The organism is Jujubicoccus corallicola, from assembly GCF_047345645.1.
Taxonomy (GTDB): domain Bacteria; phylum Pseudomonadota; class Alphaproteobacteria; order Rhodobacterales; family Rhodobacteraceae; genus JBLEFH01.
The window spans coordinates 280317-302757 of record NZ_JBLEFH010000003.1; the positions used below are offsets into that span (position 1 = coordinate 280317).

Annotated in this window: 28 protein-coding genes and 1 pseudogene; 10 read left to right on the forward strand and 19 right to left on the reverse strand. The window is 59.6% G+C overall.

Going from position 1 to position 22441, the window contains the following annotated elements; translation table 11 throughout:
* Positions 1-36 precede the first annotated feature (36 nt).
* From ACMA5I_RS06590 to ACMA5I_RS06600, 3 genes are read left to right on the forward strand one after another with little or no spacing between them, the layout of a single operon-like run.
* Entirely contained in the window at positions 37-3942 is a 3906-nt protein-coding gene (locus tag ACMA5I_RS06590; RefSeq protein ID WP_525885441.1) for a hypothetical protein, read from the forward strand.
* Positions 3939-4373, forward strand: a complete 435-nt coding sequence (locus ACMA5I_RS06595) for a hypothetical protein (protein ID WP_525885442.1) — start codon at positions 3939-3941, stop codon at positions 4371-4373. Before ACMA5I_RS06590 ends, ACMA5I_RS06595 begins: the two co-directional genes overlap by 4 nt.
* On the forward strand, positions 4360-4677 hold the full coding sequence (locus ACMA5I_RS06600) for a hypothetical protein (protein ID WP_525885443.1): 318 nt from the start codon (positions 4360-4362) through the stop codon (positions 4675-4677). The genes ACMA5I_RS06595 and ACMA5I_RS06600 overlap by 14 nt, the downstream gene beginning before the upstream one ends.
* 170 nt (positions 4678-4847) lie before the next feature.
* On the opposite strand, the gene ACMA5I_RS06605 is transcribed toward ACMA5I_RS06600, so the two are convergent.
* The 16 genes from ACMA5I_RS06605 to ACMA5I_RS06680 all read right to left on the reverse strand — a co-directional run bounded on the left by ACMA5I_RS06605 (position 4848) and on the right by ACMA5I_RS06680 (position 13451).
* Entirely contained in the window at positions 4848-5252 is a 405-nt protein-coding gene (locus tag ACMA5I_RS06605; RefSeq protein WP_525885444.1) for a hypothetical protein, read from the reverse strand.
* A complete protein-coding gene (locus ACMA5I_RS06610) occupies positions 5252-5620 on the reverse strand; it encodes a hypothetical protein (RefSeq protein ID WP_525885445.1) in 369 nt (122 codons plus the stop codon). The genes ACMA5I_RS06605 and ACMA5I_RS06610 overlap by 1 nt, the downstream gene beginning before the upstream one ends.
* Positions 5605-6963: a putative phage head morphogenesis protein gene (locus tag ACMA5I_RS06615; RefSeq protein WP_525885446.1), complete on the reverse strand. Its 1359-nt coding sequence runs from the start codon at positions 6961-6963 to the stop codon at positions 5605-5607. Before ACMA5I_RS06615 ends, ACMA5I_RS06610 begins: the two co-directional genes overlap by 16 nt.
* A gap of 114 nt (positions 6964-7077) precedes the next feature.
* Positions 7078-7272, reverse strand: coding sequence for a hypothetical protein (locus ACMA5I_RS06620; protein WP_525885447.1), 195 nt, complete (start codon positions 7270-7272; stop codon positions 7078-7080).
* Positions 7259-7714, reverse strand: coding sequence for a phage protein GemA/Gp16 family protein (locus ACMA5I_RS06625; protein ID WP_525885448.1), 456 nt, complete (start codon positions 7712-7714; stop codon positions 7259-7261). The genes ACMA5I_RS06620 and ACMA5I_RS06625 overlap by 14 nt, the downstream gene beginning before the upstream one ends.
* Positions 7715-7728: 14 nt before the next feature.
* Positions 7729-7989, reverse strand: coding sequence for a hypothetical protein (locus ACMA5I_RS06630; protein ID WP_525885449.1), 261 nt, complete (start codon positions 7987-7989; stop codon positions 7729-7731).
* Positions 7986-8261, reverse strand: a complete 276-nt coding sequence (locus ACMA5I_RS06635) for a hypothetical protein (RefSeq protein WP_525885450.1) — start codon at positions 8259-8261, stop codon at positions 7986-7988. The genes ACMA5I_RS06630 and ACMA5I_RS06635 overlap by 4 nt, the downstream gene beginning before the upstream one ends.
* 59 nt (positions 8262-8320) lie before the next feature.
* Complete coding sequence (locus ACMA5I_RS06640; protein WP_525885451.1) at positions 8321-8593, reverse strand: HU family DNA-binding protein; 273 nt, start codon at positions 8591-8593, stop codon at positions 8321-8323.
* 18 nt (positions 8594-8611) lie between these two features.
* On the reverse strand, positions 8612-8875 hold the full coding sequence (locus ACMA5I_RS06645; protein WP_525885452.1) for a hypothetical protein: 264 nt from the start codon (positions 8873-8875) through the stop codon (positions 8612-8614).
* On the reverse strand, positions 8875-9402 hold the full coding sequence (locus tag ACMA5I_RS06650; protein ID WP_525885453.1) for a host-nuclease inhibitor Gam family protein: 528 nt from the start codon (positions 9400-9402) through the stop codon (positions 8875-8877). The genes ACMA5I_RS06645 and ACMA5I_RS06650 overlap by 1 nt, the downstream gene beginning before the upstream one ends.
* A complete protein-coding gene (locus ACMA5I_RS06655; RefSeq protein WP_525885454.1) occupies positions 9399-9668 on the reverse strand; it encodes a hypothetical protein in 270 nt (89 codons plus the stop codon). The genes ACMA5I_RS06650 and ACMA5I_RS06655 overlap by 4 nt, the downstream gene beginning before the upstream one ends.
* Entirely contained in the window at positions 9665-10390 is a 726-nt protein-coding gene (locus tag ACMA5I_RS06660) for an AAA family ATPase (protein WP_525885455.1), read from the reverse strand. Before ACMA5I_RS06660 ends, ACMA5I_RS06655 begins: the two co-directional genes overlap by 4 nt.
* Positions 10387-12498, reverse strand: a complete 2112-nt coding sequence (locus ACMA5I_RS06665) for a Mu transposase C-terminal domain-containing protein (RefSeq protein WP_525885456.1) — start codon at positions 12496-12498, stop codon at positions 10387-10389. Before ACMA5I_RS06665 ends, ACMA5I_RS06660 begins: the two co-directional genes overlap by 4 nt.
* Before the next feature lie 167 nt (positions 12499-12665).
* Positions 12666-12911 carry a hypothetical protein gene (locus ACMA5I_RS06670; protein WP_525885457.1) on the reverse strand — a complete coding sequence of 82 codons (246 nt, stop codon included), beginning with the start codon at positions 12909-12911 and terminating at the stop codon, positions 12666-12668.
* The gene (locus ACMA5I_RS06675) at positions 12908-13054 is read right to left on the reverse strand and encodes a hypothetical protein (RefSeq protein ID WP_525885458.1); all 147 of its coding nucleotides are present in this window, start codon (positions 13052-13054) and stop codon (positions 12908-12910) included. The genes ACMA5I_RS06670 and ACMA5I_RS06675 overlap by 4 nt, the downstream gene beginning before the upstream one ends.
* Positions 13055-13322: 268 nt before the next feature.
* Entirely contained in the window at positions 13323-13451 is a 129-nt protein-coding gene (locus tag ACMA5I_RS06680; protein WP_525885459.1) for a hypothetical protein, read from the reverse strand.
* 240 nt (positions 13452-13691) lie between these two features.
* Here ACMA5I_RS06680 and ACMA5I_RS06685 point away from each other — a divergent pair.
* From ACMA5I_RS06685 to ACMA5I_RS06700, 4 genes and pseudogenes are all read left to right on the forward strand, one after another.
* Positions 13692-13862: pseudogene (locus ACMA5I_RS06685) on the forward strand (helix-turn-helix domain-containing protein); the annotation flags it as partial.
* Positions 13863-13913: 51 nt separating this feature from the next.
* Positions 13914-14342: a S24 family peptidase gene (locus tag ACMA5I_RS06690; RefSeq protein WP_525885663.1), complete on the forward strand. Its 429-nt coding sequence runs from the start codon at positions 13914-13916 to the stop codon at positions 14340-14342.
* A 327-nt stretch (positions 14343-14669) separates the two neighbouring features.
* Positions 14670-15122, forward strand: coding sequence for a c-type cytochrome (locus tag ACMA5I_RS06695; RefSeq protein ID WP_525885460.1), 453 nt, complete (start codon positions 14670-14672; stop codon positions 15120-15122).
* A complete protein-coding gene (locus tag ACMA5I_RS06700; RefSeq protein WP_525885461.1) occupies positions 15122-15757 on the forward strand; it encodes a cytochrome b/b6 domain-containing protein in 636 nt (211 codons plus the stop codon). Before ACMA5I_RS06695 ends, ACMA5I_RS06700 begins: the two co-directional genes overlap by 1 nt.
* A gap of 28 nt (positions 15758-15785) precedes the next feature.
* On the opposite strand, the gene rpoH is transcribed toward ACMA5I_RS06700, so the two are convergent.
* Together rpoH and ACMA5I_RS06710 are read right to left on the reverse strand one after the other, a co-directional pair.
* Complete coding sequence (gene rpoH, locus ACMA5I_RS06705; RefSeq protein ID WP_525885664.1) at positions 15786-16700, reverse strand: RNA polymerase sigma factor RpoH; 915 nt, start codon at positions 16698-16700, stop codon at positions 15786-15788.
* Between the two features lie 61 nt (positions 16701-16761).
* The gene (locus tag ACMA5I_RS06710) at positions 16762-17766 is read right to left on the reverse strand and encodes an RluA family pseudouridine synthase (protein ID WP_525885462.1); all 1005 of its coding nucleotides are present in this window, start codon (positions 17764-17766) and stop codon (positions 16762-16764) included.
* Here ACMA5I_RS06710 and ACMA5I_RS06715 point away from each other — a divergent pair.
* The 3 genes from ACMA5I_RS06715 to rpoD all read left to right on the forward strand — a co-directional run bounded on the left by ACMA5I_RS06715 (position 17765) and on the right by rpoD (position 22077).
* Positions 17765-18082, forward strand: a complete 318-nt coding sequence (locus tag ACMA5I_RS06715) for a DUF6476 family protein (protein ID WP_525885463.1) — start codon at positions 17765-17767, stop codon at positions 18080-18082. The two genes, ACMA5I_RS06710 and ACMA5I_RS06715, sit on opposite strands and share 2 nt — an antisense overlap.
* On the forward strand, positions 18079-19998 hold the full coding sequence (gene dnaG / locus ACMA5I_RS06720; RefSeq protein ID WP_525885464.1) for a DNA primase: 1920 nt from the start codon (positions 18079-18081) through the stop codon (positions 19996-19998). Before ACMA5I_RS06715 ends, dnaG begins: the two co-directional genes overlap by 4 nt.
* A 111-nt stretch (positions 19999-20109) precedes the next feature.
* A complete protein-coding gene (gene rpoD / locus ACMA5I_RS06725) occupies positions 20110-22077 on the forward strand; it encodes an RNA polymerase sigma factor RpoD (protein WP_525885465.1) in 1968 nt (655 codons plus the stop codon).
* Positions 22078-22126: 49 nt separating this feature from the next.
* Here rpoD and ACMA5I_RS06730 read toward each other — a convergent pair whose 3' ends face one another.
* The gene (locus tag ACMA5I_RS06730; RefSeq protein WP_525885466.1) at positions 22127-22330 is read right to left on the reverse strand and encodes a dodecin family protein; all 204 of its coding nucleotides are present in this window, start codon (positions 22328-22330) and stop codon (positions 22127-22129) included.
* Between the last annotated feature and the right edge of the window lie 111 nt (positions 22331-22441).

A 22441-nucleotide genomic window follows, 5' to 3' on the forward strand; every position in this document is an offset into this window, starting at 1 on the left:
TCGCTGCGGCGACCCGCCACAAAAGGGGCAACTGACATGGATTACACCTTCACACTGACATCCGAGTGGGTCGAAATCGGCACCGGACCTTGCCGGATCGATCTGCGCGCGGGCGGCTATAAGCTTTTCATCGGAAACAGTGCACCCTCGCAGGGGACACGCAGCTATTTCGCGGTCAATGAGCCTTACGATGCAGGCATCATCTATTACGGCGCGGCCAAAATCTGGGCGATGCGCCTCGGCACGGAAGACGCCGAGATCGTCCTGTCTGATGAAAATGACGACGTCATCCTTGCCGAAATTTCCGGCCCCGAAACCATCTTCGTCGATAATCCAAGCGCGTTCCCCTTTGAGTTGGGCCGCTTTTCCATCACCGGCGATGCCACGCCACAATGGCAAGCTCTCACCGGTGACGCCGCATTGTTCGATTTTGAGTTCGGTCCCGGTGAGCGGGACATCACGCTGTTCATGCTGGCCTCTGGCATGGATGGTCAGACTTATGGCCTCACGATCTCGGCCAATGGCGTTACGAAAAATGTCAGCATTAACTACACAGAGACGCAAAGCGCCACCGTGACGCCCGTTGCATCTCTGGCCGAGGACAGCGCCCAAGGCGCACAGGTTGCCACCTACAGCGGTGCGGGGGCGGTCTCCGGGCGGGATGCGGCGCTTGTCTCCGCCGATGCAGGGTCGATCACGCTCGTTCAGCCGCTCGATCATGAGGTTTCCGATACGCTCGATCTCGAGGTCGATGGCGAGGCGGTGATCATCCCGGTCACGGCATCTGGTGGGCCTCTGACGAAATGGCAGATGGAGGCGCTGGAACGCGAAGACCGCACCGGCCACCGCCCCGCCTCGCTGAAGATGCCGGGCGTCGATGCTCTCCCCGCAGGCTGGACCTATGACGGCAGCGACACGGTCAAGCAGTTCACCGCGCAAGCGGACGGCGCAGTGCTTGAGGGGTGGTATTTGGAAGATACGCGCATCGATCCCAATGGTCACTCGGATCTGGTTTTGCGCGACAACCACTTTAAAGCGACAGCCGCTGTCGCCGAAGGCGTGGGCTTTTGGAGCTGGTCCGATATCGCAGTTGGCTCCGGCTTTGCCGAAGTTCAATGGAATACCTTCGAGGGCTATTACCAATACGGCGACCTCGGCGCGATTTTCCAGCAGCGGAGCACCGGTGCCGGTCTCGAAACGCAAGTCGCGCAGATCGACACGTTCCGGCGAAATCGCTGCATCGGTGGCCCGCATGATTACCTGAAAATCTCTGGGACGCCGAACGCGGTTCAGAACATCAGCGCAAACTATATGCAGCGCGGCGGGTGGGCAACACAGGCACAAATCGACGCGGGTAAAGACCCTCACCCTGATCTGATCACCGTCAACGGCTCCGTCGCGGGTCTCGTCATTCAGAGCAACTTTCTTGATGGCCGGAAGGTCACGCGGGCGGGCGTTGCGCAATACAACATGACGCAGCTCATGCGCGCCACGCGCGACCCGGACAGCACCCGGCCCGTTGTCGGCTTCAAGATGATCAATAACCTGTGCCGTCTCGACCCGGAAGTCGTGTCCACCCCGCTTCTCTATACGCACAAAGACAGCCCGAATTTTGAGCCTGTGGAAATGGGGGGTAACTTCATCGAGCCAAACGCGGGCGGGAAATACTACTATCCGACGACATCCGGTCCCGAATTTTTTGGCGAGCAGGATATTGATTTCGCCACTGGAGATCTTCTGGACTGGCCGCCGAGTGATCCTTATGTCGCGCCAGACACCGCCGCAGCCCCGTCGATCAACGACTTCCAATATGATCGCCAGAACGTTGGCGAAAACGTTAAACTCAACGCAGCCGGAGACACCTTCGTCCGGCAAGGCTTCGCTAAGGTGCCTTTGTCCGGCACGGGCGTAGAGGGACAAGATATTGAGGTTCGCGCCGTCGGCCAGAACGGTCAGGGCAACACCGGCTGGCAGCAAATTGCGACAGTGGACAGCGAAGGCAACTGGGCTGGCGATATCTCACTGCTCTTCGGGCAAGGGTGGTATCTGGCCGAGGTGCGCAATACGGGCGGAACAGAAACCGCATCCACGGTCAATCGCTTCGGTGTCGGTGGCTCGTACTGTTTTGAGGGTCAATCCCTCGTCAGCATCTCCCACGGCGACCGCAACGACGCGAGTGCTTGGGTACCGATCGTCCGGGATGGCTTTGCGTCCTACTACGGCATTGAGGAAGACACCAAAAAACCGACACCGACCCGTCATATCAACGACGAGACGACAACGCTGGTTCTGCCGACAGGGGCCGACCCGTCCACCGCTGTGAGCGATACGGAGTTCCCGGCCATCATCACGCAGGTGATCGCGGTCTGGCAGGCGCACTATCCCGGTGTTCCGTTCACGATGGTGGAGATGGGCAAGTCTGGCACATCCTTCCAAGAGATGGGCGAGACCTCCGACGACGCGGATTGGACCTCGGTGGATGGCCGCGATATCCAGCACGATTTTGCGCTGCGCGATTTCGCACTTGGCGGTCTCGATGTTCCGTTCACGGCGGTCGGCATCTCCCACTACGCCAGCAACGGCCCATATTTCGAGGATGCGCAATTCAAATACCTCAAGGGCATGTTGACGGATGGCACAATCGTCGCAGGCGAGGTTGACGGCCCGCCGCATTGCCTCTTCGCGCCGACCCCGGAGAAGTATGCCGACGGGACCGCGCTGTTTAAGCACGATCAGGCCATCATGCCGATGATCCAGCTTTCGGCCAGCGGCTGGGGCACGGTGATGATTGACGATTGGGAGCCGGTGATCGCGTCGGGCCTCATGTCCGATCATCTGAATGGGCGACTTCCTTTGCCGATCTTTGATGCGACGGATGTGAGTGACATGGATAGCCACCCCACAAATCGAGGGCTGCAAGGCATGGGCATGCGCTTTGCGCAGTTCTTGATCTCGACCATGGTTGAGATGGGCTATTACACGCCGACTGAGCCTGTCCTTGATGCGGACTGGACAGCGGTGCCGGATCACATCATCGTCACGGCGAATGTCAGCATGGAGCCGATGTGGGTCACGGATGGCACACCGCCGCCGCCGTTCCCCGTTGCCGGGTTCTTCTTCAACTCCCTTTTCGTGAACGACGCGCAGTATCTCACCGAAGACACGGTGATTGAGGGTGTCACCGTTGCGGCGGGGTCGGTTGTTATCCCGCGCACGGGCAGCGATGAGGATATTCTGTCCTACACCCCGAATGCGAAGAACTCCGTCCCTGAATACGACATGACTGACGAGCAGATCCCGGCCCAGCTCACCTTCGGGACTGTTCCCGGCTTCACCTATGGCTTGCAGCACCGCACCGGACGGCCCGAAGAGATGAAACTTCCGAACAATGCGGCACCCGCCTCATCTTACAGCGGAACCGTGCAGACCAACGGCGCGGCCTATCAATTCGGCAGCTTCAACGTCAATCGCGCATCCCATCGTCTGCAAATGAATTTTGCGGTGAAGAACATTGGCGCTACGCAGTGTCTCTATTCGGACCACAATTACGATGTGAGCATCTATATCTTCGAGGACGGCGGTTTGCGCATGTCGTCGAAGGTCGCGACGGACAAGGTTGTAGAGCTTCCGGCGGGGACCATTTCCTTTGGCGCGTTCCATGATATCGACGCCGTTTGGGATGCGGGTACGAACAAGATGACGCTCATCCTCGACGGGGTGTCGGTTATCGATGAGACCTTGGACGTTGCAGACAGCATCATCTCGACGAAGCGGACCTATCTCTTCTCGGACAACTACAACCGGATTTTCGACGGCTATATCGAGGCGGTGACGCTGATCATCGACGGAGTTTCCGTGGTCGATAACTGGACGGTTGCGGCGGACTACACCGCGAGCAGCAGCACTTACGGCTCGGGTAATGCGCCGGAGGATGTGGCATGACTTCATTTTTCACGCACTACCCAAGGCGCAAGCTCGAATGGGCCATCGCGCTCTATACGGTTTACTTCGGCGCGGCGCTCCTGTTGCCGCGCACCTCTATGGCGTCCTACGAATTCGGGTCGGTGCTTCACATCCTTCCCGAAGCCCTGTGGGGATGCGTCTACATCGCTGTCGGGCTGATCCATAATGTCGCGCTTCACGTCAACGGTCGCGGATGCTGGACACCCTTTGCCCGCCTTGCGGCGCTATCCCTCAACAGTCAGGTTTTTCTCGCGCTCTCGCTGGCATCGGCACATTCAAACGCCGTCAGCATGTCCGCCATAACCTATTTTGGGGTCACCATCTTCTTTTGCGGTCCCGCCATCTGGGCCGCTGCGGGTGATTGCGGGCGTGAAATTGCCATCATGCGGGGTGCGCATGACCGAAATTGATCCCCAAGCTGTCGGCGTGGCCATCGGCGCGGTTATTCTCGTGATCGCCAGCGCCATCAAGGGCGCAAAGGAGTTTTTCAAATCGGACGGCAAACCGCCAGCTGATCGCGCACCGTCTCAACATGAGACACGCGCCGAGATCAAAAGCCTGCGGGATGAGCTGGGGATGGTTTCCCGATTGATCGCCGATGCGCTTCACCGGATCGAACGCAATAACGGCACTCTCTCTGAAGAACACAGGGAGCTGCGACGGCTGCTTGGTGAGATTGAGGGTGAACTAAGGAAGATCAGGGGCGACGAGTAAGGGCGGCATTACCGCCTCTACTGTCTTCGCCACTTGGAAGCGGCAGCTTTCAGAGCAAATCCAGAGACCCGGCCTTGCCTCGACCCACTCTTGGCCCGATAGACCGAGGGGCGTTGCGGCGTCCTCTTCCATGTGGCCGTATTTCAGGCAGACGGCACACTGGATGCGGATTAGCACTGCTCCACCCAATCCGGCATCGACATACAATACCCTTCACCATAGGCGTTCAGACATTCCGCATTTACACAAAGCGCCCAAAAGTCATCATCTCCACCTTCTGGGCGTTGTGCTATTAACTCTTTATTTGCCGGGTAAGACCAGACGTGCGAACCGCAGATCGAACATTTACCGGCAGCTTTAGGCTGCGACGCACGGTCATTAATATCGGGTGTGAGCGCCTTGAGATCGACATCCGGCGGCTCGTCGTGCCAGAACTTACATTTCGGGCAGATATAATTGGACCACAACTCGTCATTTCCGCGCGCCGTCGAGATCTCTCTGCTGTCCGCCCCCATCTCGGCGGTGCAACCCTCCCAACCACAGTTGTCGCACTTAACCATCATCATTTTTTGCATCACGCATCATCCTCAATCGGACGCCACCACCAGTGCCCGCGTGGGATTGCCGGAGTGCGTCCCTCTTCATCACGGACGAACCCATAGAGCGCGGTCTCGCGATCCTCCTGATTGTGCTCAATGGCGAAATCTTCATTGAACGCCTTCGCGTGATCGCGCCAATGCGCGTCCACCTTGTCCAGCTCGGCGCGCTGATCGTCCGTCAGCTGCTCGCGCACCAGCTCATAGGCGGAGCGCTCATGCAGCGTGAAATCACGGTCATATTCATAATCAGGATCGCCGAGCGTGTCATAGCAGCCCAGAAAGCCGGTCAGCAGCGTCTCATTCGCTGCCGCGATCTTCTCGATACCCATCATCCGAAAAGCCATTTCATGACCCCCTTCGCGTCCTGTTTCTGCGCCGGAACCTCATCACGCTGCGTTCCCATCTTGGTCCGCCAGTGATGCGTCGTGATGCGATTATCCTCCAAATCAACCGCCGTCACAAGAAAGCCCTCTTCGCCGGTCATTGCATTGCGCGCCGGTTTGGCAAAGGTCGCGTTAATCTTGCCCTTGCGCACCGAGACATAGACATCCCGGTCGCCACGCCGAATGAGATCGACCGCCGAGGCGTTGTAGGCATCCTGTGTGGCCGCGCCCGTGCGCTTGGCGTGTTTGCGGTAGTGACCGCGCGACACCTTCGTGTGCGGCCATCCTGCGCCCTGTGCGCGCTCCACAAGCGCCTTTACATCCTTTCGCGGCAGTTTCTCGCGACTATAGGCGGCGCGCATCCAGCGCCCGATCTCGCCGTCTGCGGACCCAAAGAAGGCCACCGTGATCGTGCGGCAGCGAAAATGATAAGGCGGGCTTGCGGTTCCCTTGCCGATCTTCGATGTCGGCGTGTTCGAAAAGTCCGTTCCCGCGCCATGCATTGCCCACGCGGCCTTGGCTGTTGGCTCGTCGCGCCGCCCGATGGCGTCCAGATAAGTGTCCCGCTGCGCGCGCATGTCTTTAACTGCAATAATCCGGCCATGCATATGACGGCAAATCGGCGTGGTCTTCTCATCGAGCTGCGCGCGGACCTGCACTTGCTCGATCCCGGCGCGCTCGTAGCCGGTGACGCGACCCATTTCGCGGGTCTTCGTGGCCGTGTGATCGGCGAGCAGCTCCCAATAGCGTTGGCCGCGATCCGAAAGCGATGCAAAGTCCTCGGCGAAACGCCGTGTCAGATCTTCGCGCGTCATGCCCTTAGTGAAATAGTCGTCCAGCGCCGCCGCGAACAAATCCTGCGTGTGGGTGTTCCAGCTGTTCCCGACCCAATAAAGGTTGCCTTGCTTGAGAATATCGAGCGCGTCGAGATCCGGGCGCATGAACGCAATTGCAACCCCGGTGGCCTGCCCGACCTCTTCCGCACCCGTGCGAAACAGCGCATCAGATACAGACACGACCGGCTCCCGCATCGCCGCGCGGATCGCCTCTTCGCCAACAGATGTTTCGAGAACACGCATGATGGCCGCGCCATCCTCGGCGGTGAACTTTCCCGGCCCGAGATCCCGCAGGCGGTCCAGCGCGTTCGCGATCCCCTCACGCATGGCCTTGCTCCATGCGTTGGTCATGCCCTTTTGCAGCTCCTTATAGAGCCGCTCGTAAGCTTTGGCGTCCTTGATCACCACACTGCGGATCAGGCGGCGCTTCACGGCATCTTGCAGCGCGGATTTGGCGAGATCATTCATTATCATTTTCTCCAATATGCCCAAACAACTAGCGCGATAAACATCGCCAGACTTAGCATCTGCTGCTCAAAGCTCATGTGGGCCATGGCGGTGCTTACAGACGGGCTCATTTTCTCACTCATCCTTATCTTCGAAAAGCGGAGGCGTGTTGTCCTTCCGCCGATACTCACGGATCTCGCGATCCTCGCGTTCTTCCCATGTGCTGAACTTGTGGCCGCAGATCCGACACCGGCGATAGCGCTGCGTGGTCTCACCATGCGCTTTCGTGCCGTAGGCCATGCCACGCCCGTTACATTTAGGACACCGCATCCGCGCCTCCGTCTTTCGCCGCCTGCGCTTTCACCCATTGCTCAAGGCCGAGAATGACCTGACTGGCCTTCTGCCGAGACAGGAACCGCGTGGACGAAACCTTGGCGGTGCGCGTCACAAACGCCTTGAGGCGCGGATCTTCGAGACCCTTTTCCCAGCCCATGGATCGCGCCAAACCGCCAAGCTTGGCCCATTGCGCCGAGGTCGGGCGATCCGGTCCGTTTCCGCCGCGCTGGCGCTCCGGGATCAGCCCTTCACGGCGCAGATGCTTTATGAATTCCACGCGCTCCGGCGAGGTCAGCGCACCCGCCGAGCGTTTTCCTGTGTGCCGCTCCATCCAGTCTTCATAGGCGGCGCGACCATCACCTTTGCGACCAACATCACCGAAGAGTGCCTTCGCTGCGATATGAATGGTCGCCAAATCCTTGTTGCGATAGCTCATTTTCGGCTTTCCTTTCAGTCTAAATTATTGTGTTCCAGCGGGGGGGTGAACGGGAGGTTTTGCTGATCGAGCAGCGTGAACGCCTCGCGCACATGCTCCGGAAGATCCCGAAACGCGATCCGATACGCACCCGGCTCGCCCTCGATGTGAAGCTTTGCGCCATGCCACGCCGTGCGCGACCGCGACTTGAATTCCGAAACAACGCGCCGGACATAGGGCAAGGTCAGCCCCGCAACCTCTGCGATATCTTCGGGCGACACGTGGCGCGGGGTCATTTCGATGCCCCCGCTTTCAGCTTCGCGATCTCCGCTGTTTTCTCTTTAACAATAATGTGGAGCGCCGCGATCTCGTTGTCCTTGTCTTCCAGCTCGTCTTCGAGTTCTCCGACGCGCTCTTCGAGATTGACGCCCCATTCATCCCAATAAGGCGAACGCGTGTATTCTCCTGACCATTGGGCTTCGGCGGATGTGCTGACCCAAGAAATGGTTGCAACAATATCGTTTGCGGCAATAACCTGACCGTCACGCATCAATTCCAAATCCGACATCATTCCCTCCATAGAAGTTCCGCGCCCCACCATCGGGACGCGGCCTTGCTCATCGCCGATCAGGCAACATGATCGGCAAGCGGCTTGGACACCTTGGCCGTCACCACGTTCTTCGCCGGGATATCGACCGGCTCGCCTGTCTTCGGATTGCGGCCCGTGCGGGCGGCGCGCATCTTGGTGCTCAACTTCGCAATGCCGGGAAGCGTCACCTCTCCGCCCTCTCCAAGCTCCTTCGAAACGATGGTCGCCAGAGATTTGAGCATCGCATCCACCGCGCCCGTGCTTTGCCCGGCATCCGCTGCGATCTTGTTGATAAGGTCCGATTTATTCATGATATTTTCCTTTCAGGATTAAGCGTTGATCACGATGTTTGCGGGGTCGCACTCCGCCAACCAGTCGGCGAAGGCGATGGCGGCCAAGAATGCGTGATCATCATCTTTGGCTTCTGGCACACCCGGCACGAGCAGGGTTTTTCCGTCATGGGCATGGCGGACCTTTGGCGACAGGAAATCTTTGAGATCGGCTTCCTCGCCGCTCGCGATCTCCATCGCGCCTTCCGGCGTGTCTTCGCCGAATTCCAACTCGCCCGAGCGATAGCAGTATGCGACAGCCATCAGGATGCCTCCTGAAGCTCGGTCTCAAACGGCTCGACCAAGAAGTCCTCGCCATCTGATCCGATGCTTACGCCCGCGATCCCCGCCGCCGTTTTGCGGTCTTCGAGCATGGCTTCCTTGTTCACATCTTCCTTGATGCGCAGGAATTTCTTGCCGAGACGCGCCGCCTTGATCGCTTCGATCACGGCGTCCTTGCCGCGAATGGTGACCTTGGCCGGGCGGGTCCGCCAGCTCACCTCACCGGTGGCAAACTTGTGATACTTCACTTTGCCGTTGCGGGTCAGTCGGGCGCGGTTCGCCTCACAAAAGATCTGCAAGCCTTCGGTTTTCGCCTTCGACTGTTCCTTCAGGGGCGCGACCAGCTCGCCATACTTCTCCTGAAGGGCGGCGATCTCGTCATTCATTTTCGCTTCGAGCCGAAGAACCTCGCGGTTCAGGTCGCCCACCTCACGGATGGCGTTGCGCGCTTCGCTGTCGTCCTGAGGGACGGGCAGATTTGCGCCTGCGGTTTTGGTCTTCCTTGTCATGTTTCACCTCTTACAAGGATTGCGTTGTCAGCACGGGCGGGGACGATCTGCCCCCGGTTCCGCACATCTTCGAGAAGCAGGTCGGCCACGAAAGCGAGAGCGATAACTTCGGTCTGGCTTAGAAGGCTCCACCCGCGCGCATGGTCCTTGACTTTCGTCTTGGCCTGCGCAGCCAAGGCCATCATCTGGCCCAGCGTCACCGAGCGCGGCCCGCCACTGGCGGACAGATCAAAAACGCGCTCTTGTTCTGTGATTTCGGCGGTCATGCTTGGCCCGCCATCCATGCCGCTGCGGTATCGACAACCGCCTCGGTCAACTTGTCCAGCTTCTCATTTTTCATGAGACGCTCGCAGGCGTCGGCCAGTTCGAGGCCAGCCCGCCAATTGCCATAGCTGGCAACGCGGAAGCGGTGCGCGGTGCGTTTGGTCACCGCCCCAAAACGCGGCGCGATGATGTAGGCCACCACTTCGTCATTGTCTTTCATGTTGGAGAGCAGCACCTTCTTCGCGCCGATCCGCTGGCGCAGCTGCGCGAGATAGACGCGCACCCGCGCTTCAATCAGGCGCTTGGCCAGAATGTCCGTGCCTGCGAGGATCAGGGCCGCGCCGCCGATATCCGAAAGGGCGCGGAGCTTTTCGAGCGTGGCCCATTTGAGATGGTTGGCCTCATCAATGATGATGATCAGATCCTTGCACTCGTCTTTGATCTTGCGGAACAGCGTCGGCGCGGTGCCGCTCATATCGATGGCGTATCCGTTCGCGTTCATTGCGCCTGCGATCTCCTGCAACAGCGCCTTGTCGCCCATTTCCTCCCAGCACTCGACGCGCACCGCATTCAGCTCTTCGGTCAGCCAGTAGGTCAGGGCCGATTTTCCGGTTCCCGGCTCGCCGGTGATCTGTCCGATCCGGCTGTATTGGCGCGCGGACGCGACCGATTTGACCATGACCAACGCCTCTTCTGCGGCGGCGGTTTTGACAAACTCACTCATTGCTCATCCTCATCTTCGTAGGTGACATTACTAAGCCGCTCGTTTGGTCCCGTTTTCCATTGGGAGAGTTGCGGCTTCTTGGGGGCTTCGGTCTGCGCCATAAGCTCGGCGCGTTCTTCCGCCGCTGCTGTGGCCATGCGGCTCAAAATGTCCGCATTGACCTCCGAGGCGACCGGGATCTCCGGCGCATCCGGCAAGTGCTCATTGTGCCGCGCGGTCTCGGAGACGAGATCGAGCAGGACGCAATGACGCTCTTTTTCTGTGATGTGCCGCCGCAGATACTTGTTGCGGCTGGCCACTTCCCGCGCCCCGGCAGGGTCGAGCGGGTGATAGCTTCTCTCCGGTGTGGCCACGCAAATCAGCTCGTCGCCGTCAAAGCAGAAGAGATATTCGGGGTTGTAGGCCGGAATGTGGATGGTCAGGCTTTGTCCGCCATAGGCGAGAAGCGCGTCATTATAATAGCGCGTGGTTTCTCCGTGGCGCGGGGTGAACTGGACACAGCCGCGATCCACAACCCGCGTTTCCTTGGTGGCAAAGGCCAGCGCCAAGACCTCATCGGAGGCGAGCACCGTCTTGCCCCACCCATTATCGATGTGCGCGCGCAACGCCTCATTCGGGCTGCGGCCCTTGAGACGCCCGTGCTGCGGGCGTTTGTGATACCACTCAAGTTGCGTGGCGGCGGCGCTCAAAAAGTCGCTCTTATCCCCTTGGAACGGGATTGGGTCTTTACCCTTCTGATGCGTCTTCTTGCGCATCCGCTCGCCTGCGGTCCAACCCTGAATGCCCGAGAAGAACCCTTGCTCGATATTGCCGAACGCGCCTTCAATGCCGGGCTTTCCCTTCGCGTTATAGGCGAGCGAGCGCACCACAGCTTCGCGGCCCTCGGCCACGCGTTGATCAACCGTGCTATCGTCAAGATAATGAACCGCGAAATTCGCCAGCTTCGAAAGCATGGTGAACCCACCGATCATTTCGTTCCACTTATACTCCGACCCGTTGTCGAGATAGAGCAGCTTCGGCAGGCCCCATTCAGAAACCATAGCCTCGAAGCTCATGGCGACATGCTCGCGGCGCACCCCTTCGCCCTTTTCGAGAAGCGCGAAGGTCATGTGGATTTCATTGGTCGCCGGATCAAACCAGCTGATCGCCTTCGGATAGACCTTCGAGCCATCGGGCCGGGTCATCATCACATCGACCGGGTGAACGTCACCCACCACAATATCGCGCGGGCGCAAGCTGCTGTAATCCCGGCGTATCGTCGCCGCGATCTTGTCCTGATAGACGGCATTGTCTTTGTTCTTCACCGCAATGACCGCATAGTCCCGCTCATCCTCGGCACGGCGGCGGTTGACCGCGCAGATCCCGAACCGCGTCAGCGTTCCGGCCTGATCGCCGAGCCGCCCCTGATCGAGCGCGCTGAACGCATCGACGCCCAGACTATCCGACAGCTCGATCAGCTTGGTTGTGCTCTTCTCGCAGATCGACCGCCAACCCGGCTCGCCGGACGCCCAAAGTGAGCGGATATAACCCGTCAGATCATCAGCGACCCGGCGGCAATCCTTTTCGGCGGCGCGCTGAAGAAAGAACGCATCCCATGACATGGTGACGAGGCAGCGCGTGGCCTTGCTGTCGCTGCGCTTCTTGCGCACCAGCCCATAAAGACCGCCAGTCTTGTAAGCCGATATCCAGTTATAGAGCGTGGCCCGTGAAATCGTCTTGCGGCTTCCGTCTGGCCATTCCAGAACGGTCCCGGTCAGGGCGTCAGCCGCGTCAGACCGCTCCTTGGACCGCTCGGGAAGAGCCATAAGCGGCTTGATAATCGACAACTTGAATTCTGCGAGCGCCGTTTGCGCCAGCCAGTCGGGATCATCCGACAGCGTATGATTGGCGACCGCCACCCGCTGGCCGTCTCCGGCCTGCGGTTTTGCGTTGATGTCGATCCCTTGGCGCATATACCACGCAGCGCGCAGATCGGCGGGCAGGCTGTCCACATGCACTTGCAGAGATTTACCCCCACGACCGACATTCGACGCCACCTCGCGGACCACCAATTCAGCACCCCGCCAGCGGCGAGCGGCGATGGCTTTTCGGACTGCCCGATCAGTCACCTTTGCGAAGGCGGAGACACTCTCAACCGAAAGCCATTTTTCGAGGTTCCTTAGAGGTTCCTTAGTAGGTTCCTTAGTCCGATTTTCTGGACCGACTAAGGAACCTCGCTCGGCATCGACCAGATCGCCGTCAAAAACCTCGAATTTGCGCACAGCGTTGCTCATGCTCAAGCGGCTCCATCGTAATAGGAAAGACGGCGGCACTTGATACACATGCGGTTGTGCGCGCCTTCGGAGAGAAACCGGTCATGGCAGACCATGCAGAAGCGATGCTTCTGCTTCGCCTTGCGCTCCATGCGGTCACACAGATTGTCCGCATAGAACAGATTTTCACGGGTGCCGACGATCTTGTCGGCCTTGAGATCAAAGACGTCCCAATTGACGCCGTTGAAGCGCACCTCGAAGCGGCTCATAGCAGCACCCCGATCAGCTTGAGAAAGCCGCCCATATAGATAAGGCATGTCACGGAGATCGCGGGCAGAACCCACCAGCCATGCGGCAGCTCGTCGGCCCGATCCCAGTTGCTGTGAAGCGCGTAAGCCCACAACCCCGCCACGAAAGCGGCCAAGAAAAAACAGATAATCATTGGAGAAACCCTAGTTTGCGATGGCGTCTTGAAACGATGGTCGGGATGCCTCGACGCCGAGGTCTCGGCGCTGGCGTTCGCAGAATTCGGAAAGTTCCTTGAGGATATGATCAGCGCGTTCCACGCCGTGCTGATCTGCCGCGCGCATCTTCGAGAGAAGGATGCAAATCACAGCTTGGCTGGCGGTATAGTCCGCAGAGCCATCATCATTTGAGAGCCTGTTTCCCATGATGATGGCTCAAGCCGCGCTGGAAAGCGTCTTGGCCTCTGCGGCCATGCGGGTGCGGTAAGCCGCCTCGACGGCCTTCGGCCCCGCGTCTTTGATCAGCTCATCGAGAAGATCGCGACCGCGAACACCACCGGACATTCCGTAAGTTGCTTGGCGGGCATTGGTGGTCGAAACCCCTTTGTTTCTGCACCATTCGTTAAAGCTGGTGCCGTTGGCGCGAAGGCAACCGACGATAACCTCATGCAAGATTACGCCGGGCCGGAACAAATTATCTTGGACTGACATGTTAACTCCGTTTATGCATCTTCCGTATGCCTTGCTGGCATATCCTGTTATATGCACTCAAATGAGTGCGCGTCAACAGACTTGGGTGAAAAAATGGGTGTATCTGATCGCATTCGAGTGCTCGCAGATGAAAATAATTTAACTATCAAAGAGTTATCCGCGCGCCTCGGGCAAAAATATCGCACCGTTCAGAACTATGTTTTGAACGAACGGACGGTTGGGACAGAGTTCTTGGCGGCAGCTACGGAGCATTTGGGTGTTTCGGCGTCGTGGATTTTAACCGGAGAAGGCCCGAAATTCCTCTCGAACACCCAAATGAGTGGCGGCGACTTCGTCGCCATCCCGCATTACAAGGTAAGTGCAGCTGCGGGTGCAGGGGTGCTGAACGTAAGCGAGGCGATCAACGAATTCCATTCGGTCAATCGCAAATGGCTGACGCGGCGCGGCCTGTCCCCCGAAATGCTCTCTATTATATCGGTGCGCGGCGACAGCATGACCCCTATGCTGTCCGAGGGCGATCTGATCCTCATCGACCGCGCACAGACGGCCCTCGTCGATGGCGTGGCCTTTGTCCTCAATCTCGGCGGCGATCTTCTCGTGAAATTCGTCCAGCGCATCAGCGACCACGAGGTCAACCTGTTGAGCGCCAATCGCTTCTATCCGCCCCGCGCCCTTGATTTACAGGATGAAACCCTCGGCCTTGAGGTCGTCGGGCGCGTGATCGCGTCCATGCATGAATGGTGATTATCGCCGCGACGGGAAAATGGGGGCAAATTCCGGCGACAATTCTAAATTAATGTGCGCCTCGCTCGCTGATCCGCCAATTTGCCCTAGGCGACCAGCGAAAGCCCGATTGGCCCTTTCAAATAAAGCCCTTTCACGAAAAAGGGCGACCTAAGCCGCCCCTCGCCAATCCAGTTTATTACGATCCGCCAATCTAATTTAATTCCTTCCCCCCCAAGGGGCGCTTCGGCGCCCTTTTTTATTAGGGTCATCGAAGATTGATATAAAGATTTTTGATTGAGACCCAACCGTCTGCTAACCTCGATTAATCAGCCAAGGAGGCCACATATGCGTAACATCCTAGCCGCAACTCTGATCGCCCTGCCCGCCACGGTTTTCGCGCAAGATGCGTTCGAAAGCGCCGTCGAGGCCCGGCAGAGCTTCTTCACCCTGCTTGGCGCGAATATGGGCGCCCTCTCGGGCATGGCCCGAGGCGAGGTCGAGTATGACGAGGAGGTCGCCGCCGCTCATGCCGCCAATATCGAGGCGCTGACGCAATATGGCGTGCCGATGCATTTCGTCGAAGGCAGCTCGGTCGATGATCTGGGCGATGATGAAACCGAAGCGCGCCCGGAAATCTGGAGCGACCGCGAAGGGTTTGAAGCGCGTTTTGCCGCCCTTGGTGAAGCTGCCGCAGGCGCAAGCGAAGCGGTGCGCGGCGGTCAGGAAAATGTCGGGCCGGTGCTTCAGCAACTCGGCGGGGCCTGCAAGGCCTGCCATGACGATTACCGGGCCAATTAATGAGCGACGACACCCACAGCACGGCGGCCGCTGAGGATACGCAGCGCCCGCCAGATGTGGAAAAGGTCAAATTGTGGGACCCGCTTTTGCGGGTCTTTCACTGGGCGCTCGCCATCGCGGTGATCACGGCATGGGGCCTCGGCGAATACGGCCCGAGCATTATGACGCTGCATTTTTACGCAGGCTATACCGTGTGCGGGCTGATTCTGTTCCGCATTCTCTGGGGCTTTGTCGGCCCGAAACCGGCGCGGTTCACCCATTTTCTGCGCGGCCCTTCCGCCATCACCGGCTATCTGAGCCACATGTTCCATCGCCACCCGAGCTATTGGCCGGGGCATAACCCGCTCGGCGCGCTGGCGGTTCTCGCCATCCTCGGCGTGCTGAGTTTTCAGGTGGTGACAGGGCTGATCTCGGACCCCGAAGATTACGTGAATGTCGGCCCTTTCGCGGGCGCGGTGCCGCATGATCTCGCGACCGAGGCCGTCGGCCTGCACCACACCGGCGCAACGCTGATCCTGCTTCTCGTGATCCTGCATATCGGCATCATCTTTTTCTACCGCTTCTGGAAGCGTGAAGATCTGGTGACGCCCATGCTGACCGGCTGGAAATGGGTGCGCCGCAAGCTCGGGCAGTAATGAAAAAGCGCCCCGCTGGGCGCTTTTCTTAGGCGTCTTCGGTCTCTTCCGCCGCGGGCATGAGACCCCGCTCCTGCGCAATCTCCCGCATCCGCTCTTGCAGCTTTTCGAAAGCGCGCACCTCGATCTGACGGATCCGCTCACGGCTCACATCATAGACCTGCGACAGCTCTTCGAGCGTTTTCGGCTCGTCCTGCAAACGGCGCTCCGAGAGGATGTGCTTTTCACGATCGTTCAGCACCTCCATCGCCTCGGTCATCATTTCCATGCGCGTCTCATACTCATTGCGCTCGGCATATTCGGCGGCCTGATTGGCGTCGTCATCTTCGAGCCAGTCCTGCCATTCCGCCGACCCCTCCTCACCTTTCGAGAGGGGCGCATTGAGGGACGCATCGCCGCCGGTCATACGGCGGTTCATGGAAATGACCTCATCCTCGGTCACGTTCAGCTGCTCGGCGATCTGCTTGACGTTTTCGGGCCGCAAATCGCCCTCCTCCATCGCGCCGATCTTGTTTTTGGCCTTGCGCAGGTTAAAGAACAGTTTCTTCTGGCCCGAGGTGGTGCCCATCTTCACGAGGCTCCAAGAACGCAGGATATATTCCTGAATGCTCGCCCGGATCCACCACATCGCATAGGTGGCGAGGCGGAAGCCCTTTTCGGGGTCAAACCGTTTCACGGCCTGCATCAGGCCCACATTGGCTTCGGAAATCACCTCGGCTGTCGGCAGACCATACCCGCGATAGCCCATGGCGATCTTGGCCGCGAGCCGCAGATGCGAGGTCACGAGTTTATGCGCGGATTCCTTGTCCTCGCGATCCACCCAAGCCTTGGCGAGCATATATTCTTCTTCCGGCTCCAGCATTGGGAACTTGCGGATCTCGGTCAGGTAACGCGAGAGACCCTGTTCAGGGGACGGAGCGGGAAGATTGGTGTAATTCGCCATGGGATCAACCTTTCTCGACAAGGGCTTTAATGTAAGCCGTGAGGCGGCGAGTGCAATGGCTTTACCTATTCAAATCCGTCAGAAATGCGCGCAATTTTTGCATATCTTCGGGCAAAGGCGCTGAAAACCTTAGCATTTCGTCGCTGACGGGATGGCGGAAACCCAGTGTTTCCGCATGGAGCGCTTGACGCGGGAAGGCCGCGATATAGTCCCGCGCGGCCGGGCTGAGCGCCTGCGGGACGCTCCGCCCGCCGCCATAAACCGGATCGCCGATCAGCGGATGACCGATATGCGCCATGTGGACGCGGATCTGGTGAGTGCGCCCGGTCTCCAAACGGCAAGTGATCTCTGCGGATCCGGTCAGCGGCTCCGCGATCTCAACATGGGTGACGGCGCGTTTGCCGCCCTCCACAATCGCCATTTTCTTGCGGTCATGGCGGTGGCGGGCGATCGGTGCGTTGAGTGTCAGCCGCGCATTTTGCCAGCGCACCGCTGTCAGTCCTGCAAGACGCGGATCGCCGGGAGACGGCACGCCCCAGCAAAAGGCGCGATATTGCCGTTCCAGATCATGTGCCGCGAATTGCGCGGCCAGACCCTGATGCGCCGAGTCGGATTTGGCGACAACCAGAAGGCCGGAGGTGTCCTTGTCGATGCGATGCACGATGCCGGGGCGCTTCTCTCCACCAATCCCGGAGAGCCGGTCCCCGCAATGATACATCAGCGCGTTGACCAGCGTGCCGTCCGGCTGGCCCGCGCCGGGATGGACCGTGAGCCCGGCGGGCTTGTTCACCACGATCAGATCGTCATCCTCGAACACAATGTCGAGCGGGATGTTTTGCGGGATGAGATCAATCTCCTCCGCCTCGGGGATCGCGATGTCCCAAACCTCGCCCGCCTCGACCTTCATTTTCGCATCGCTGGCGGGCGTCCCGTCTCGCGAAACCGCCCCCGCCTCGATCAGCACTTTGAGCCGTGAACGCGACAGGTCTGGCGCGGCCTCCGCCAATGCCTTATCCAGACGGCCAGAGATTTCCAGCTCAACCCGGATATGCGACACTGACCCCATGGATGACTCCCTTCACGATATGCCCGAACCGCCGCGCCTGAAGTTTTTGCGGCGGCTGGTGACGGTTCTGACCCTATCGCTTATCGGCATGGTCATCACCATTGCGGTGCTTTTCGTCCTGAAATTTCAGGAAATCAAGGTCGGCGGCGCGCCGATGCTGCCGGAATCCATCACGCTGCCTGATGGGGAGAGCGCCGAAGCCATCACCATGGGCAGCGGCTGGAGCGGCGTTGTCACCCGTGATGCCAGCGGCGTGGAGCGCATCCGTATCTTCGGCCCGGACGGTGTGGAGACGCAGGTGGTGGAGATCGAATGAGCATCCCCCCGTCCTTCCTTGATGAGCTGAAAAGCCGCCTGCCCATGTCTCAAGTGGTCGGGCGCAAGGTGACGTGGGATCTCAAGAAATCCAATCAGGCGAAGGGGGACTGGTGGGCGCCCTGCCCCTTCCACGGCGAGAAAACCGCGAGTTTTCACGTCGATGACCAGAAGGGCTTCTATTACTGCTTCGGCTGTCAGGCGAAGGGCAATCTTTTCGGTTTCGTGCAGGAGACCGAGAATGTCGGATTTATCGACGCGGTGGAAATTCTCGCCCGCGAGGCCGGGATGCAGATGCCCGCGCGCGATCCGCAAGCGCAGAAAAAAGCCGATGAGGCGACGCGGCTGGCGGAGGTCATGGAACAGGCGGTGCAATTCTACCGCCTGCAACTCAAGACCAACGCCGCCGCCGATGCGCGGGCCTATCTGGAACGGCGCGGGCTCCGGGCCGAGACGATTGACCGCTTCGAGATCGGCTTTGCGCCCGACAACCGCGACGCGCTGCGCCAGCATCTTTTGGGCAAATCCGTGCCGGAGGCGGATATCGAGACCGCAGGGCTTTCGGCGACCCCCGACAGCGGCACCCCCTATGACCGCTTCCGCGACCGCATCATCTTCCCGATCCGCGATCTGCGGGGCCGGGCGATTGCCCTTGGCGGGCGGGCGATGAGCGAGGCGGCGCGGGCGAAATATCTCAACTCGCCCGAGACGCCGCTCTTTCACAAAGGCCACAATCTTTACAATCACGGCCCGGCCCGCGAGGCGGCGGGCAAATCCGGCGCGCTCATCGTTGCTGAGGGCTATATGGATGTGATCGCGCTGGCGCAGGCGGGTTTCGGTCACGCCGTTGCGCCGCTTGGCACCGCGATCACGGAGGATCAGTTGCGGCTTCTCTGGCGGATCACACCGGAGCCGGTGATTGCGCTTGATGGCGACAAGGCAGGCCAGCGCGCGGCCTACCGTCTGATCGACCTCGCCTTGCCGATGCTGGAAGGCGGGCGGACGCTGAATTTCTGCCTTATGCCCGAGGGTCAGGACCCTGACGATCTTATCCAGAGCGGCGGCCCGGGTGCGATGCAGGAGACGCTGAACGTCTCGCTCCCTCTTGTCGAAATGCTGTGGCGGCGCGAGACGGAGGATGGCCAGTTCGACACGCCCGAGCGGCGGACCGCGCTCGACAATGCCCTGCGCACGGCGCTCCGCCAGATCCCCGACCCGGTGCTGCGCAATCATTACGGCGCCGCGATTCAGGAGCGGCGACAGACACTCTTCGCCCCGAAACGGGCGCAGAATAGCGGCGGGCCGCGCGGCCCGTGGAAGCCCCGCGCGCCGCAAGGGGCCAGCACCTCGGCCCGCGCCTCGCGGCTTGTTTCGGGCGCGAGCGGCAGCGGGGTCATGGAGGCGGCGATCCTTGCGGGCTGCATCAACCACCCCGATGCCGCCCTCGCCCTCATCGACACGCTCGAAGATCAGCCCTTTTCCGACGCGCAAACGGACCGGATTCGCCTCGCCCTCTTGCAAGCGCTCGCCAGCGGCCTATCTGACAGGGCGAGCCTGATTTCCACATTGCAACGCCAGCTTGGGACGGACCCGCTGGAGGCCCTCGACGCCGCACGGATCACGCGGGTCAATCGCAGGTTTTCGACCGCCGTCTCGGCCCATGATGCGCAGACCGCCATCGAAGAGGCGCTGCGGCGGCTCGGTGCGCAGGCCGGTTTGCAAATGGAGATCGCAGAGGCAGAGGCGGATTTCGCGGATCATCCGACGGAATCGGCGCTCTACCGGCTCAGCGCGGCCCGCCGGGCCCTGGAAGATGCCCTTCGCCTGCCTGATTCGGGCGAAGGAACCGAATCAACGCTGGATTTCCGCTCCGGACTGGATCGAATCCTGCAAAAGGCGGTAAAAAAAGGCCAATAGACCGCGCATATTAACTTTAACAGGTAAGAATCATTCACCCGGTTCATTGCGAATCAATGATTCGTTCACCATATTGAGGCATTCCGCGAAACGACGCGTGAGGGGGACAGCATGGCAGCAAAAGATACCGATCAGAAGCCGGTTGATGAACAGGATAATGAGCATGTGCTCGATATGAGCAAAGCCGCCGTCCGTAAGATGATCGCCAAGGCGAAAGAACGCGGATCGGTAACTTATGACGAGCTGAACGAAGTCTTGCCCCCCGACGAGGTGTCCTCCGAACAGATCGAGGATGTGATGGCGATGCTCAATGAGATGGGCATTCAAGTCGTCGATTCCGATGAAGACGAGGATGAGGACGACAATAAGGACACGGCGACCACTGAGGGCTCTTCCTCCCGCGCGGTGGCGACCACCTCGTCCTCCAGCGAGAATCTGGACCGCACGGACGATCCGGTGCGCATGTATCTGCGTGAAATGGGGTCGGTGGAGCTTCTGTCCCGCGAGGGCGAGATCGCGATTGCGAAGCGCATCGAGGCGGGCCGCAACACCATGATTGCCGGGCTCTGCGAAAGCCCCCTCACCTTCCAAGCCATCACCATCTGGCGCGACGAGCTTCTCGAAGAAGAAATTCTGCTGCGCGATGTGATCGACCTTGAGACCACGTTCGGTCAATCGATGGACGATGAGGAAGACGGCGAAGACACCATCACCGCTGCCGCTGCGGACGAGGATGAGGACGACAGCCATGCGTCCGATGAGACCGAAAGCGATGACGAGGATGAGGACGACGAGGATGAGGGCGCGAACCTCTCGCTCGCCGCGATGGAAGCGACGCTGAAGCCGAAGGTTCTCGAAACCCTCGACGAGATCGCGGGCCTCTATGAAAAGCTGGCCGAGATGCAGGACAATCGTCTGTCGGCCACGATGAACGAGGATGAAAGCTTCTCGGCTAAGCAGGAGGGCGCCTATCAGACGCTCCGCACCCGGCTTGTCGAACTGGTGAACGGGCTGCACCTCCACAACAACCGGATCGAAGCGCTGGTCGATCAGCTTTACGGCATCAACAAGCGCCTGATGACGATTGACGGACAGATGGTGAAGCTCGCCGATCAGGCCCGCGTCAACCGTAAGGATTTCGTGGAAGCCTATCGCGGCTCGGAGCTGGACCCGATCTGGATGGAGCGGATCAGCGAACTCAAGGGCCGTGGCTGGTCCACGCTGATCGAGCGTCACGGCGAGAAGGTCGAGGAACTGCGCGGCGAACTGGCCCAGATCGGCCAGTATATCGGCGTCGATATTTCCGAATATCGCCGCATCGTGCAGCAGGTCCAGAAGGGCGAGAAAGAGGCGCGTCAGGCCAAGAAAGAAATGGTCGAGGCGAACCTGCGTCTCGTGATCTCGATTGCCAAGAAATACACCAACCGCGGGCTGCAATTCCTTGATCTCATTCAGGAAGGCAATATCGGCCTGATGAAAGCGGTGGATAAATTCGAGTATCGCCGCGGCTATAAATTCTCCACCTATGCGACATGGTGGATCCGTCAGGCGATCACCCGCTCCATTGCGGACCAAGCCCGCACGATCCGCATCCCGGTCCATATGATTGAGACGATCAACAAGCTGGTGCGGACCGGCCGTCAGATGCTCCACGAGATCGGCCGCGAGCCGACGCCGGAGGAATTGGCGGACAAGCTGCAAATGCCGCTGGAAAAGGTCCGTAAGGTGATGAAAATCGCCAAGGAACCGATTTCGCTGGAGACGCCGATTGGCGACGAGGAAGACAGTCAGCTTGGCGATTTCATCGAGGACAAGAACGCGATCCTGCCCCTCGACAGCGCCATTCAGGGCAATCTCAAAGAGACCACGACCCGCGTTCTGGCCTCGCTCACGCCCCGCGAAGAGCGCGTGCTCAGGATGCGGTTTGGCATCGGCATGAACACCGACCACACCCTCGAAGAGGTCGGCCAGCAGTTCAGCGTGACCCGCGAGCGGATCCGCCAGATCGAGGCGAAGGCGCTGCGCAAGCTCAAACATCCGAGCCGGAGCCGCAAGCTCCGCAGCTTCCTCGAGCAATAAAAAAAGCCCGGCGCAATGCCGGGCTTTTTCTTTGGGCTCACTCCCGTGATCAATCGTCGAGGACGAAGGTCACCATCATATTCACACGGTAATGGGTGATGTTGCCACCGTCGCACATCACATGCTGCTCCTTCACCCACGCGCCTTTCACATTGCGCAGGGTCTCATTGGCGCGCTTCACGCCCTGACGCACGGCATCTTCGAAGCCTTTTTCGGAGGTTGCGGAAATTTCGGTCACGCGTGCAATAGACATAATGTCCTCCCTTTTGCTTGCCCGGCGAGCCTTGCACAGCGGGGTCAGCCAAACCACCCGGCTCAAGAGATTGTGTGATTTCTGCCGCGCGCCCACATCTTCTGGGCCATT

Coding starts and splice junctions, on each gene's coding strand:
- ACMA5I_RS06590 (WP_525885441.1), top strand. CDS start 37: ATGGATTACACCTTCACACTGACATCCGAGTGGGTCGAAATCGGCACC.
- ACMA5I_RS06595 (WP_525885442.1), top strand. CDS start 3,939: ATGACTTCATTTTTCACGCACTACCCAAGGCGCAAGCTCGAATGGGCC.
- ACMA5I_RS06600 (WP_525885443.1), top strand. CDS start 4,360: ATGACCGAAATTGATCCCCAAGCTGTCGGCGTGGCCATCGGCGCGGTT.
- ACMA5I_RS06605 (WP_525885444.1), bottom strand. CDS start 5,252: ATGCAAAAAATGATGATGGTTAAGTGCGACAACTGTGGTTGGGAGGGT.
- ACMA5I_RS06610 (WP_525885445.1), bottom strand. CDS start 5,620: ATGGCTTTTCGGATGATGGGTATCGAGAAGATCGCGGCAGCGAATGAG.
- ACMA5I_RS06615 (WP_525885446.1), bottom strand. CDS start 6,963: ATGAATGATCTCGCCAAATCCGCGCTGCAAGATGCCGTGAAGCGCCGC.
- ACMA5I_RS06620 (WP_525885447.1), bottom strand. CDS start 7,272: ATGCGGTGTCCTAAATGTAACGGGCGTGGCATGGCCTACGGCACGAAA.
- ACMA5I_RS06625 (WP_525885448.1), bottom strand. CDS start 7,714: ATGAGCTATCGCAACAAGGATTTGGCGACCATTCATATCGCAGCGAAG.
- ACMA5I_RS06630 (WP_525885449.1), bottom strand. CDS start 7,989: ATGACCCCGCGCCACGTGTCGCCCGAAGATATCGCAGAGGTTGCGGGG.
- ACMA5I_RS06635 (WP_525885450.1), bottom strand. CDS start 8,261: ATGTCGGATTTGGAATTGATGCGTGACGGTCAGGTTATTGCCGCAAAC.
- ACMA5I_RS06640 (WP_525885451.1), bottom strand. CDS start 8,593: ATGAATAAATCGGACCTTATCAACAAGATCGCAGCGGATGCCGGGCAA.
- ACMA5I_RS06645 (WP_525885452.1), bottom strand. CDS start 8,875: ATGGCTGTCGCATACTGCTATCGCTCGGGCGAGTTGGAATTCGGCGAA.
- ACMA5I_RS06650 (WP_525885453.1), bottom strand. CDS start 9,402: ATGACAAGGAAGACCAAAACCGCAGGCGCAAATCTGCCCGTCCCTCAG.
- ACMA5I_RS06655 (WP_525885454.1), bottom strand. CDS start 9,668: ATGACCGCCGAAATCACAGAACAAGAGCGCGTTTTTGATCTGTCCGCC.
- ACMA5I_RS06660 (WP_525885455.1), bottom strand. CDS start 10,390: ATGAGTGAGTTTGTCAAAACCGCCGCCGCAGAAGAGGCGTTGGTCATG.
- ACMA5I_RS06670 (WP_525885457.1), bottom strand. CDS start 12,911: ATGAGCCGCTTCGAGGTGCGCTTCAACGGCGTCAATTGGGACGTCTTT.
- ACMA5I_RS06680 (WP_525885459.1), bottom strand. CDS start 13,451: ATGTCCGGTGGTGTTCGCGGTCGCGATCTTCTCGATGAGCTGATCAAA.
- ACMA5I_RS06690 (WP_525885663.1), top strand. CDS start 13,914: ATGAGTGGCGGCGACTTCGTCGCCATCCCGCATTACAAGGTAAGTGCA.
- ACMA5I_RS06695 (WP_525885460.1), top strand. CDS start 14,670: ATGCGTAACATCCTAGCCGCAACTCTGATCGCCCTGCCCGCCACGGTT.
- ACMA5I_RS06700 (WP_525885461.1), top strand. CDS start 15,122: ATGAGCGACGACACCCACAGCACGGCGGCCGCTGAGGATACGCAGCGC.
- rpoH (WP_525885664.1), bottom strand. CDS start 16,700: ATGGCGAATTACACCAATCTTCCCGCTCCGTCCCCTGAACAGGGTCTC.
- ACMA5I_RS06715 (WP_525885463.1), top strand. CDS start 17,765: ATGGATGACTCCCTTCACGATATGCCCGAACCGCCGCGCCTGAAGTTT.
- ACMA5I_RS06710 (WP_525885462.1), bottom strand. CDS start 17,766: ATGGGGTCAGTGTCGCATATCCGGGTTGAGCTGGAAATCTCTGGCCGT.
- dnaG (WP_525885464.1), top strand. CDS start 18,079: ATGAGCATCCCCCCGTCCTTCCTTGATGAGCTGAAAAGCCGCCTGCCC.
- rpoD (WP_525885465.1), top strand. CDS start 20,110: ATGGCAGCAAAAGATACCGATCAGAAGCCGGTTGATGAACAGGATAAT.
- ACMA5I_RS06730 (WP_525885466.1), bottom strand. CDS start 22,330: ATGTCTATTGCACGCGTGACCGAAATTTCCGCAACCTCCGAAAAAGGC.